The sequence below is a fragment of the Varibaculum vaginae genome (genome assembly GCF_900604285.1).
Taxonomy (GTDB): Bacteria; Actinomycetota; Actinomycetes; order Actinomycetales; family Actinomycetaceae; genus Varibaculum; species Varibaculum vaginae.
Window position 1 is genome coordinate 77,264 of the sequence record NZ_UWNY01000003.1, and the last position, 11,904, is coordinate 89,167.

The 11,904-nt window shown below is 51.9% G+C and carries 11 protein-coding genes; 10 read left to right on the forward strand and 1 reads right to left on the reverse strand.

Features of this window, described 5'->3' with window-relative positions:
* Positions 1 to 65: 65 nt before the first annotated feature.
* The 5 genes from EFB02_RS08280 to pflA all read left to right on the forward strand — a co-directional run bounded on the left by EFB02_RS08280 (position 66) and on the right by pflA (position 5,584).
* Positions 66 to 716 carry a queuosine precursor transporter gene (locus EFB02_RS08280; protein ID WP_122821171.1) on the forward strand — a complete coding sequence of 217 codons (651 nt, stop codon included), beginning with the start codon at positions 66 to 68 and terminating at the stop codon, positions 714 to 716.
* Positions 697 to 1,941 (forward strand): tRNA guanosine(34) transglycosylase Tgt, encoded by a 1,245-nt coding sequence (gene tgt, locus EFB02_RS08285; protein WP_122821170.1) that lies wholly within the window; start codon positions 697 to 699, stop codon positions 1,939 to 1,941. The genes EFB02_RS08280 and tgt overlap by 20 nt, the downstream gene beginning before the upstream one ends.
* A gap of 138 nt (positions 1,942 to 2,079) precedes the next feature.
* Positions 2,080 to 4,176, forward strand: coding sequence for a formate C-acetyltransferase (gene pflB / locus EFB02_RS08290; RefSeq protein ID WP_122821116.1), 2,097 nt, complete (start codon positions 2,080 to 2,082; stop codon positions 4,174 to 4,176).
* Positions 4,177 to 4,307: 131 nt separating this feature from the next.
* Positions 4,308 to 4,559 carry an autonomous glycyl radical cofactor GrcA2 gene (gene grcA2 / locus EFB02_RS08295; RefSeq protein WP_122821117.1) on the forward strand — a complete coding sequence of 84 codons (252 nt, stop codon included), beginning with the start codon at positions 4,308 to 4,310 and terminating at the stop codon, positions 4,557 to 4,559.
* Positions 4,560 to 4,672: 113 nt separating this feature from the next.
* Positions 4,673 to 5,584 carry a pyruvate formate-lyase-activating protein gene (gene pflA / locus EFB02_RS08300; RefSeq protein ID WP_122821118.1) on the forward strand — a complete coding sequence of 304 codons (912 nt, stop codon included), beginning with the start codon at positions 4,673 to 4,675 and terminating at the stop codon, positions 5,582 to 5,584.
* 12 nt (positions 5,585 to 5,596) lie between these two features.
* On the opposite strand, the gene gluQRS is transcribed toward pflA, so the two are convergent.
* On the reverse strand, positions 5,597 to 6,541 hold the full coding sequence (gene gluQRS / locus EFB02_RS08305; RefSeq protein WP_122821119.1) for a tRNA glutamyl-Q(34) synthetase GluQRS: 945 nt from the start codon (positions 6,539 to 6,541) through the stop codon (positions 5,597 to 5,599).
* 69 nt (positions 6,542 to 6,610) lie between these two features.
* Here gluQRS and thrS point away from each other — a divergent pair, with 69 nt between their 5' ends.
* From thrS to EFB02_RS08330, 5 genes are read left to right on the forward strand one after another with little or no spacing between them, the layout of a single operon-like run.
* A complete protein-coding gene (thrS, locus tag EFB02_RS08310) occupies positions 6,611 to 8,620 on the forward strand; it encodes a threonine--tRNA ligase (protein WP_234992804.1) in 2,010 nt (669 codons plus the stop codon).
* Between the two features lie 3 nt (positions 8,621 to 8,623).
* Complete coding sequence (locus tag EFB02_RS08315; RefSeq protein ID WP_122821120.1) at positions 8,624 to 9,187, forward strand: HIT family protein; 564 nt, start codon at positions 8,624 to 8,626, stop codon at positions 9,185 to 9,187.
* A gap of 3 nt (positions 9,188 to 9,190) precedes the next feature.
* Entirely contained in the window at positions 9,191 to 9,805 is a 615-nt protein-coding gene (gene pgsA / locus EFB02_RS08320; RefSeq protein ID WP_122821121.1) for a phosphatidylinositol phosphate synthase, read from the forward strand.
* Complete coding sequence (locus tag EFB02_RS08325) at positions 9,806 to 10,756, forward strand: phosphatidylinositol mannoside acyltransferase (protein WP_122821122.1); 951 nt, start codon at positions 9,806 to 9,808, stop codon at positions 10,754 to 10,756.
* Entirely contained in the window at positions 10,753 to 11,874 is a 1,122-nt protein-coding gene (locus tag EFB02_RS08330; protein ID WP_122821123.1) for a glycosyltransferase family 4 protein, read from the forward strand. Before EFB02_RS08325 ends, EFB02_RS08330 begins: the two co-directional genes overlap by 4 nt.
* The last annotated feature ends 30 nt before the right edge of the window (positions 11,875 to 11,904 follow it).

Genomic DNA, 11,904 nt, shown 5'->3' on the forward strand with positions numbered 1-11,904 from the left:
AATATGTTCCCTCTTCGGCTCCCGTCCTCGACCGAGAAAACCCTTCGCTAGCCCGCGGTGCTGCAATCTTTGCCCGCTCCCCACGTGGACTTTTCGATATTTGTGTGATTTTCTTTGTAGCGTTCCTGCTAATCGCTAATATTTGCGCCACTAAAGCGATTCAGTTGGGGCCAGTAGTGTTCGACGGGGGAGCCATCACTTTTCCTCTCACCTACGTCCTCGGGGATGTAATCAGCGAAGTTTGGGGGCTTAGGGCGGCTAAACGCGCTATCTTGATGGGGTTTGTGATTTCTGTAATGGCCTCCCTGACGTTTTGGGTAGTGGGCATGCTCCCTCCCGAAGCCTCCTATGAAAATAACGAAGCATTCCAAAGCGTCCTTGGCTTTGTGCCCCGCATCGTGATCGCTTCCATGGCCGGATATGTGTTTGGTAACTGGCTGAATGCCTATGTACTGGTGAAAATCAAAGAACGGTGGGGTGAGAACAATATGTGGGTGCGCCTTGTTACCTCCACCCTGGCGGGCGAACTGGTCGATTCCATCGTTTTTTGCACGATTGCGTTTGGGGGAATCATGAGTTTCTCTCAGCTGCTCATTTATATTTTCTTGGGCGGATACCTGTATAAATGCGCGGTAGAAATCCTTTGTTTGCCTTTTACTTACCTGGTGATTTCCAGGGTAAAAAAGCATGAAAGGTATGGCCTTGACCTTCACTAAAGTAGCAGGGCTGCCTGGCAAGCGGGGGCGAGCTGGTATTATTCACACTCCGCACGGCGATATTCCCACCCCCGCCTTTATTCCGGTGGGTACCAAGGCGACGGTAAAAACGGTGCTTCCCGAGACTATGAAACAGCTAGGGGCAGCAGCGATCCTATCTAATGCCTATCACCTCTACCTGCAGCCCGGACCGGAAATCATCGACCAGGCAGGAGGGCTCGCCCGCTTTATGAACTGGAATGGCCCCACTTTTACTGACTCCGGGGGATTCCAAGTGCTTTCCCTAGGGTCGGGATACAAGAAAGTGCTCTCTGGGGAGTTCACCGGCTCAGGGCGCGCCGATCATACAGTGGCGGCAAAGAAAGAACGCCACGCCCATGTAGATGACGAGGGGGTGACCTTCCGATCCCACTTGGATGGTTCCCGACACCGGTTCACTCCCGAAGTGTCCATGCAGATTCAGCACCAATTGGGCGCTGATATCATGATGGCTTTTGATGAGCTCACCACTTTGCTGAACTCCCGCGAATACCAGGTGGAATCCCTGGAACGTACCCGGCGCTGGGCGGAGCGCTGTTTAACGGAGCATGACCGCCTTACCCTCGAGCGCGCCGATAAACCCTACCAAATGCTTTACGGAGTCATCCAAGGGGCGCAATACGAAGATTTACGTCGTAAAGCCTCCCAGGATTTGTCTGCGATGGAAATCGCCGGGCGAAAATTTGATGGTTTTGGCATTGGGGGAGCCTTCGAAAAAGAAAACCTGGCCACCATTGTTAATTGGGTTTGCGAAGAACTTCCGGAAGATAAGCCGCGTCATCTACTGGGACTTAGCGAACCGGACGATATTTTCGCCGGGGTAGAGGCCGGGGCAGACACCTTTGACTGTGTAAATCCTTCCCGGATAGGACGCAACGGTGGACTTTACGGGCGCTATGGGCGTTTCAACCTTACCCGCTCCGAATTTAAAGGCGATTTTGAGGCTCCGGTGGCGGGCTGTAACTGTTACACCTGCCAGAACTTTTCCAGTGCCTACCTGCATCACCTGTTTAAAGCTAAGGAAATGTTGGGCTTTACTCTGGCCACCATCCACAACGAGTACTTTACGGTACAGTTGGTACACGGGATTAGAAAAGCCATTATTGAGGGTGACTATCCGGAATATAAGCAGCGCGTCCTCGGCGATTTTTATGGGGGAGAGCCGCTGCGTTCCCACTGGGGATAAGCCAATAAAGGATTAAGTCTATGAGTTAGGTTGCACTTATCCGCCAGGGGGTGTTAAATCCGTTTAGATTTGAGAAAATAAGACTGTAACATAAGGTAACCTACCTGGCGGTAATCCTGCCGGAGGAGCTAAAAAATAATGTCTACTACCGTAGAAACTTCAACAGATAACGCTTGGCGTAGTTTTGTCGAAGGGAAATGGAATAAAGAAATCGATGTTCGCGATTTCATTCAAAAAAACTACACCCCTTACCAGGGTGATGCTGCTTTCTTAAGTGGGCCGACCTCCAAAACCCTCAAACTCTGGCAAGCATTAGAGGATAATTACCTTTCGATAGAACGCCAAAAACGAGTGTTCGACGTCGACACCGACACTCCGGCTGATATTGATGCTTTTGGTCCTGGTTATATTAGCGAAGAAGATGACGTAATCGTCGGTCTGCAAACGGATACCCCCTTAAAGCGGGCAATGATGCCTAACGGTGGGTGGAGAATGGTGGAAACCGCGATTAAAGAAGCCGGAAAAGAAATCAATCCGAAGGTAAAGGAAATTTTCACTCGCTACCGTAAAACCCATAATGACGCGGTATTCGACATTTATACTCCCCGGATTCGTGCGGCTCGTTCTTCTCACATCATTACTGGCCTGCCCGATGCCTATGGGCGCGGCCGGATTATCGGTGACTATCGGCGAGTTGCCCTTTACGGGGTAGACCAGCTAATCGCCTGGAAACAAGCAGACAAAGACAAAGTCGCCGACAAACCTTTTAGTGAACACTGGGCGCGCTACCGGGAAGAACATGCCGAGCAGATTAAGGCACTGAAGAAACTCAAAGCCATGGCTGCCAGCTACGGCTTCGATATTTCTGGTCCAGCGAAGAACGCTAAAGAGGCCGTGCAATGGACCTATTTTGGATACTTGGGAGCAGTTAAAAGCCAGGACGGTGCCGCCATGTCTATTGGGCGCCTTTCGGCTTTCTTCGACTGCTATTTTGAGCGCGATTTCGCAGAAGGCACTTTAGATGAACAGGGTGCCCAAGAAATCATTGATGCCCTAGTGGTTAAACTGCGGATTGTACGGTTCTTGCGTACCGAAGCCTATGACCAAATTTTTTCCGGTGACCCCTACTGGGCTACCTGGTCCGATGCAGGTTTCGGGGAGGACGGACGTACCCTCGTCACCAAGACCTCCTTCCGACTTTTGCAAACGCTAATTAACCTGGGGCCGGCTCCCGAACCTAATATCACCATTTTCTGGTCTCCCCGCTTACCGCAAGGCTACAAAGAATTTTGCGCCAAGATTTCTATTGAAACCTCCTCCATCCAGTATGAGGCGGATGATCAGATTCGTGGCCAATGGGGCGATGACGCAGCGATTGCCTGCTGCGTTTCCCCCATGAGAGTCGGCAAACAGATGCAGTTCTTCGGCGCACGGGTAAACGCAGCTAAATCCCTGCTTTACGCGATTAATGGTGGACGCGATGAAGTTACCGGTAAACAGGTAGTCCCCGGATATGAGGGGATTGTCGGTGACGGTCCCCTGGATTTTGATGACGTGTGGGAACGTTACGAGAAAATGTTGGACTGGGTAGTGGGCACCTACGTGGAAGCTCTCAACATTATTCACTACTGCCATGATCGTTACGCCTACGAGTGCCTAGAGATGGCTCTGCATGACAGCGATATTGTGCGTACCATGGGCTGCGGAATCGCGGGACTGTCGATTGTGGCGGACTCTCTATCGGCTATCAAATACGCCAAGGTCACCCCGGTACGTGACGAAACTGGTTTGGTGGTTGACTACCACACCGAAGGAGACTTCCCCTGCTATGGGAATGACGATGACCGCGTAGATGACATTGCGGCTACTATCGTGCATACGGTAATGGACAAGATCAAAGAGATTAAACTCTATCGGGATGCCATTCCTACCCAGTCAGTGCTTACCATCACCTCCAATGTGGTTTACGGTAAAGCTACCGGGGCTTTCCCCTCGGGACATGAGGCTGGAACCCCCTTTGCTCCCGGCGCTAACCCGGAAAACGGAATGGATTCGCATGGCATGCTGGCCTCGATGCTCTCGGTGGGCAAGTTGGATTACCACGACGCCTTGGACGGCATTTCGCTGACGAACACTATCGTTCCCTCCTCATTGGGGCGGACCAAAGAGGAACAAATCCAGAACTTGGTAGGGATTATGGATGCCGGTTTCATTCCCAAAGGGCATTCTTGCTGAAACCTAGATCTGCTTCGCAGAAGATCTTTGACGCTATTTTCTTAGCGCAGACACTGAACTGAGGGGCAGTCAGGTTTAGGATTAGATTAAGAACTAGAAATATTTACGAAATAAATAAAATAGGAGAAACCATGAGTGTAAAAACTTTTGATGAGCGGCTCGCTTCCATGAAAGCAAATCGCGAAGCTCGCGGGGGAGTACAGGGTCTGTACCACGCGAATATCAACGTGTTAAATCGAGATACTTTAGAAGATGCGATGCAAAATCCGGAAAAATATCCCCAGTTAACGGTACGGGTTTCCGGCTATGCAGTTAACTTTGTGAAACTAACTCGCGAACAACAGCTAGATGTTATTTCCCGTACTTTCCATAACAAGCTCTAGTTTTTAAATCTCAGTGCAGGGCGGGTATCTTCCTTTTAAAAGGGGATATCCGCCCTCACCATTGATAAGATCTGGTAATTGCTGATGGGAACAGACAGGGCGAGGCGGAGTTAATGGAGATAACTGGCGGTACCGAAAAATTTAGTGTCGGTGCTGATGGGATTACCGGGGAGTACGCGCCCGAGCCATTAGAAGACCAGGTTCCTCGTACGCGGCACTCCGGATTAGGGGCGTTGAAAGAAGCTCCGCAGATGAGTCACCTCCAGCATAACCAGGCTGTCCGCGAAGGACAGCTAGCATCGGTACATTCCTGGGAACTGGTAACTGCCGTCGATGGCCCCGGTACCCGGATGACCCTATTCTTATCTGGTTGTCCGTTGCGTTGCCAGTACTGTCACAACCCGGATACTTTCCAAATGCGTTCAGGACATGCCATCACCCTTACCGACGTTTTCAATCTGGTTAAACGCTATCGCACAATTTTTAAGGTCACTGGAGGGGGGCTCACTATTTCTGGGGGCGAAGCGTTGATGCAAGTAAATTTCGTGCGAAATTTGCTGCGTTTGTGTCACCAGGAAGGTATCCACACTTGCCTCGACACTTCGGGATTCTTAGGTGCTAACCTGACTGATGCTGATCTTGAGAATCTAGATTTAGTGCTTCTGGATGTTAAAAGTGGAGATGAATCCACCTATCACCAAGTGACCGGACGTGCCCTTGCCCCTACGATCACTTTTGGAGATCGTCTCGCTGAAGCCAATGTTCCGGTGTGGGTGCGTTTCGTGTTGGTTCCTGGCCTAACTGATAACCCGAGAAATATTGCGAAAGTTGCGCAGATTGCCCGACGCTGGCCGAATCTGGAACGGCTAGAGATTTTACCGTTCCATCAGATGGCTCGGGACAAATGGGAAAATCTAGGGTTGGACTACCGGCTAGAGGATACCCCCGTGCCCACTAAAGAGCAGGTGGAGGCAGCGAAACAGATCATGCGCGAGCAAGGCATCCAGCAGGTTTTCTCTTCCTGAATCATTTCCTTGCTAACGCGGAGGCAGGTAACGCCAATCTTCTCGGCTCATTTTCGATAGGTCAAACTGCTGGCAGAACTCGCTAGCCGTTTCCACCGGGGGAAATCCTAGGGAGCTAGAAAGAAGCCCCAAGATCTCAGCGTTAGTCACCCCGCTTTGGCCAAGTTTAGCCAAAGTAACCACCCCATCGCGTTTAGCCAAGCGCTCACCCCTCTGATTAAGCACTAAAGGAACATGCACCCAAGAGGGCGGGGTAGACCCCAATAGCTGATGCAAGTAGTTTTGCCGGGCAACCGACGATAGAAGGTCCCGGCCGCGGCACACCTGGGTTACCCCTTGATAAGCATCATCAACGACACAAACAAAATTATAAGAAAAAACCCCATCGGAGCGGCGCAGCACAAAATCATCAACCACGCCAGTTTGCGTCCCGTAAACCGCATCTATGAAGGTCAAAGTTTGCTGGTCAGTGCGCAGGCGAAAAGCGGGGCCACGCCCTTTTGCCGCTAATTCTTCCCGCTTTCTCGCGCGCTCAGCCGGAGTGAGATCGCGGCAATAACCCGGATATGCCCCCGGAGGAGTATGCGGAGCCGAAGCGATTTGCGATAGCTCCCGACGCGAACAGTAACATTCATAAACTAGACCCGCCGCTTTAAGCTGGGCGAACGCCTCCTCGTAGCGGCTACGGCAGTTAGACTGCACCAAAGGATCTCCATCCCAATCAATCCCAAGGGCGGTTAAATCTGCCAGCTGCAGGTCGCGGAAAGGCGCACGGGAACGGGCATCTAAATCCTCAAAACGCAGTACGAAACGACCGGCGCTTTGCCGAGCTAGTGTCCACCCAATCAAGGCAGTACGGAGATTTCCCAAATGCAAAGCGCCAGTGGGACTGGGCGCATATCGACCAACGAGCGTAAAACTGCCCTCCGCTAGTAGGGTAAGTAGAAACGGCTTCATTTTAATCGCAATGAGCTCACAGGTAGAATAGCCAGGTAACAACTTAATCCGTAACTAGGAGGATCAAACGTGGCAGCACAGGCAGCAGGGCTAATCAATGTCCAGATTGCAGGAGAAACTAAAGAGGTAGCTGCCACATGCACCGGCCTTGATCTATGGGGCAAAGATCGCACTATCGTGGCGATGAACGTAGATGGGCAGCCTTGGGATTTAGCGCGTACCTTGCCCGAGGGTGCGCAGGTAGAACCGATTACTGCTGATAGCGAAGCCGGGCTAGAGATTATTCGTCACTCCGCCACTCATGTGCTAGCCCAAGCGGTGCAGCAGGTTTACCCCGATGCCAACCTGGGGGTAGGGCCCTATATTACTGACGGTTTTTACTATGATTTCGGCAATATAGATCCGGTTACTCCCGAGCTTTTAAAAGACCTGGAAAAACGGATGAAGAAAATCGTGAAAAGCGGGCAACGTTTTGTGCGGCGAGAAGTAAGTGATGATGAAGCCCGGCGTGAACTCGCCGATCAGCCCTACAAATTGGAACTGATCGAATCCAAAGGTCACGGCCCAGACGAAGCCGAAGGTGCCAGCGTAGAAGTGGGAGCGGGAACCCTAACCATTTATGACAATGTTGAGCGTTCCGGCGAGTGTGCCTGGAAGGATCTGTGCCGCGGCCCGCATGTGCCTAATACTCGCTATATTGGTAACGGTTTCGCCCTGACCAAGTCTTCAGCTGCCTATTGGAAGGGTGATCAAGCTAATGATCACCTCCAACGCATCTACGGTACTGCTTGGGCCAGCAAAGATGATTTAGTTGCCTATCAAACCCGTATGCGTGAGGCTGAGCGGCGCGATCATCGCAAACTAGGTCGCGAACTTGATTTGTTCTCCTTCCCGGACGAGATCGGCTCCGGCCTGCCGGTATTTCACCCCAAAGGGGCAATTATCCGCAACGAAATGGAAGAATACTCCCGCAAGCGGCATATTGAATCCGGATATTCCTTTGTTTACAGTCCACACATCACCAAAGCTGACCTATTCAAAACTTCTGGTCACCTGGATTGGTATGCAGACGGTATGTATCCGCCTATGCACTTGGACGAAGAGCGTGACCAGGCCGGAAATATCACCAAGCAGGGGCAAGACTATTACCTGAAACCCATGAACTGCCCCATGCACAACTTAATTTTTGCTTCCAAAGGACGCTCCTACCGCGAATTGCCACTGCGTCTTTTCGAATTCGGTACCGTGTATCGTTACGAAAAATCCGGAGTAGTACATGGACTCACCCGCGCCCGCGGATTCACTCAAGATGATTCCCACATCTACTGCACCCGGGAACAGATGCGCGATGAGCTGGCCAGTCTGCTAACTTTCGTTCTCGATCTGTTAAAAGATTTCGGGCTCGAGGATTTCTACCTAGAGCTCTCCACCAAGAATCCCGCTAAGTTCGTAGGCGACGATGACACCTGGGAAGAAGCTACCCGTACTCTAGAGGAAGTAGCTACTGCTTCCGGACTAAAACTGGTACCAGATCCGGGCGGAGCCGCCTTCTACGGGCCAAAAATCTCGGTTCAGGCCAAGGATGCGATTGGGCGCACCTGGCAAATGTCTACGATCCAGTTGGACTTTAATCTGCCAGAACGTTTCGACCTTACCTATACGGCTGCCGATGGTTCCCACCAGCGTCCCGTCATGATTCACCGCGCCCTTTTTGGTTCTATTGAGCGTTTCTTCGGGGTGCTGCTGGAACACTACGCAGGAGCTTTCCCTGCGTGGCTGGCACCTGTTCAGGTACGTTGCGTACCGGTAGCCGAAGCCTTTAATGACTACCTGTTCGAGGTTGCCTCCCAACTGCGCAAGCAAGGGGTGCGGGTAGAAGTCGATACCTCCGATGATCGGTTTGGCAAGAAAATCCGTAACGCCTCCAAAGATAAAATTCCCTTTACCCTGATTGCCGGGGGAGAGGACGCCGAGGCGGGGGCAGTCTCGTTCCGTTACCGGGATGGTAGTCAAGAAAACGGGGTGCCGATAAAAGAGGCTATCGCCAAGGTCGTTGCGGCGATCGCAGAACGGAAATAGCTGATGACCTCGCCGGATTCTAACGCGCTACCGACCGAAGATTCTCGCTGCTTCGGGGGAGTTCCCGACGCCTTCCAGCGCCTGTGGACTCCCCACCGTCAGGTCTATATTTCTGGCGAGGCCCGTCCAGCCACCAAGAAAAGCGAAGACTGTCCATTTTGTGCTGCCCCTGCCCGTAGCGACGAGGACGCCCTGATTGTTTATCGGGGAGAAAAAGTTTTCGCCCTCATGAACCTCTTCCCCTATAACTCGGGGCATATGTTGATCTGTCCCTACCGGCACGTATCCGAATACATTGACCTGGACGAGGATGAGCGCGCCGAATTTGGGGAAGTAACCGCGAAGGCAATTAGAACCCTCAAGCAGGTGGCTAGCCCTGCGGGATTCAACCTGGGGATGAACCAAGGCGAAGTTGCCGGAGCAGGTATCGCAGGTCACTTGCACCAACATATTGTTCCCCGTTGGGCAGGGGATGCGAATTTCTTTCCGCTGATCGCCCGCTGTAAAGCGGTGCCGCAACTTTTGGGACAGGCTCGCGAGCAACTAGCAACTGGTTGGCAAGGATAAATAATGCTAGGAAACCATGGACGGGGGTTAGCCCGCGCTGTTTTTACTCTCCCCGCGAAGCTACTGGCTAAAGCGGGGGTAACCCCTAATATGGTCACTGTTGCTGGCACCATTATCAATATGGCACTCGCTATCGGTTTGTTGGCGCGTGGTTACTTGGCTCTTGGCGCGGTTTTGATTGGGGTCACTGCCTTTGCAGATTCTTTAGATGGGGTGCTTGCGCGCTTTACCAATCAAACTAGCGAGTTTGGAGCCTTTTTAGATTCTTCTCTTGATCGCTTGGCTGATGGCGCGATTTTTGGTTCCTTGCTTTATTGGGCAATCACCGGCCTTGTACCGGGAGGGATTCGCACCGCTACCATTATCGCTGCTATTTGCGCTCTAGTGGGAGCGGCAGCGGTTCCCTATGTGCGTGCTCGTGGTGAAGCCTTCGGGGTAGTCGCTAAAGTAGGGATTGGGGAGCGGACCGATCGTCTGGTGGTAGCCCTGGTGGGGGCAGGTATAACCGATCTGGGAGCGCCGCTTATTTGTTTTTCAGTGGCTCTGTCCTGGGTGGCGTTCGCTAGTTTCGTGACTGTGGTGCAAAGAATTATTTATGTCAGAAAGCACCTTAAATAAGTGAATATTGAGTTATTTTCTAGCACTAGTCTGGCACGAACTGGATTAAAATTAGTTTCCTATCTACCGCTGGCCTTGGCTCAAGGCATGGGAAGTCTGCTTGGGGAAGTGCTCTACTGGATAGATACTTCGGGAGCGAAGCAATATCGGAAAAATCTGCGATATTTAGGGATTCCGGAACGCCGTATCGAAAAAACGGTGCGTAGCGGTCTCAAGGGCTATATGCGGTTATTTTCAGAGACTGCCCTTTTGGGGAGATTTTCCAACTCTCAGATTTTGGCTCGAGTGCGGATTAAGGGTGATCGGAATACCTTTATGCAAGATTGCGCGCGTGGGAATGTGTGCTTAGCGCTTACCCATTCGGGAAACTGGGATCTTGCTGGTTACTTTGCCAGTAAAGAAGCCTTACCGGTACTTACCGTGGCGGAAAGAGTTAAACCCGAAGCCTTGTTCCAGGCGTTTAGCCAGGTACGGCAACAAGCAAATATGCGGATAATCGCAGTAGAAAAGGGTGAAAAACCTTTCGCTAACCTGGTAGCAGCTGCAAAGGAAGAACGCTATCTGATTCCGCTACTCGCTGACCGCGATATTACTGGCAGCGGGATAGAAGTTACCCTGGGCAATTCAAAAGCGCTGGTAGCAGCGGGACCAGTTGCTCTCGCCCAGAGAATCAATGCTCCCCTTTATTGTGGGCATATCGCTTTAGAGAAGCTAGGAGATGCTCGGCGGAGGGCGGCGCGCTCTCGCTGGGGGATAGTGATTAACCTTGCTGGCCCGGTAAAGCCCGATAAGGTAGAAACTATGACCAGGGATTGGGCGCAGAAAGTCGGGGAGATAATTTTGGAATCACCTCAATCTTGGTTTATGCTGCAAAAATTATTTCTTGCTGATCTTGATCCAGAGCGCTTAGCGCGGGCACGCCGGCGTAGTCGAAAGGAGGGGCAGCGGTGAGAATTGGGATTGTCTGCCCCTACGCCTACGATGTACCGGGCGGGGTTCAGTTTCACGTACGGGATCAGGCGGAGGAACTGCGGCGGCGCGGCCACGAAGTTTCAGTATTTGCCCCGGTAGAAACGGACTATAGTGAGGAGGGATTTATAAATGCGGGGAAAACTTTCGCCATTCCCTATAACGGTTCTGTTGCCCGCCTGGCGTTTGGGCCTCGGGTAGCAGCCCGCACGCGTCAATGGGTGACCAGCAGTGATTTTGATATTTTGCATGTGCATGAACCAGTCACTCCTTCGGTGTCTCTAATTGCCCTGCAACATGCGCGTTGCCCGGTGGTGGGTACTTTTCACGCGGCTGTCGAAAGGTCTCTGCTCTACACTTTGGGCAAACCGGTGGTGCAGTCGGTAAAAGAAAGACTCAGCGCACAAATCGCAGTCTCTGAGGAAGCGCGGCGTACCTTGCAACGTTACCAGGGAGGGGATGCTACCGTTATCCCTAACGGAGTGGATTATCAGACTTTCGCGCAGGCGACTCCCAGTCCTAAATGGCAACAGAGCGAAGAGTCGCCAGTTTTCTGTTTTTTAGGGCGCCTCGATGAACCCCGCAAAGGATTAGCACTCCTGGTTGAAGCAATTCCTCTGGTTTTATCGGCCTATCCCCAGGCACGGTTTTTAATCGCAGGGCCAGGAAGTGCCAGTCGCGCACGGGCTAACTTAGCATCTTACGGGAAAAACGTAGAGTTTTTAGGCGCTCTCAGTGAAGCAGAGAAAATTGCGTTGTTTAGTTCTGCAACCGCCTATATTGCGCCCCAAACTGGAGGGGAATCCTTTGGGATTGTGCTGGTAGAGGCGATGGCAGCTAACTGTCTGGTAGTCGCGTCCTCTATCCCTGCCTTTTCTGCGGTACTAGAGCAAGGCCGGCTCGGTAAAATTTTTACTTCCGAGGATGTGAACTCACTGGCTGAAAACCTGATTGCAGTTTGTGAGAATCGGGAAGCAGCCGCCCATCTGGCTCGGCAGGGACATCAGGGAGCAAAACGTTATGACTGGCCGGTGATCACTGACCAAGTTTTAGCGGTTTATGAACGTTGCCGGGAACAAAAACAGGAGAACAAGCTATAACGGCAGTTATTTTGTTTTGCTTATGTCAAT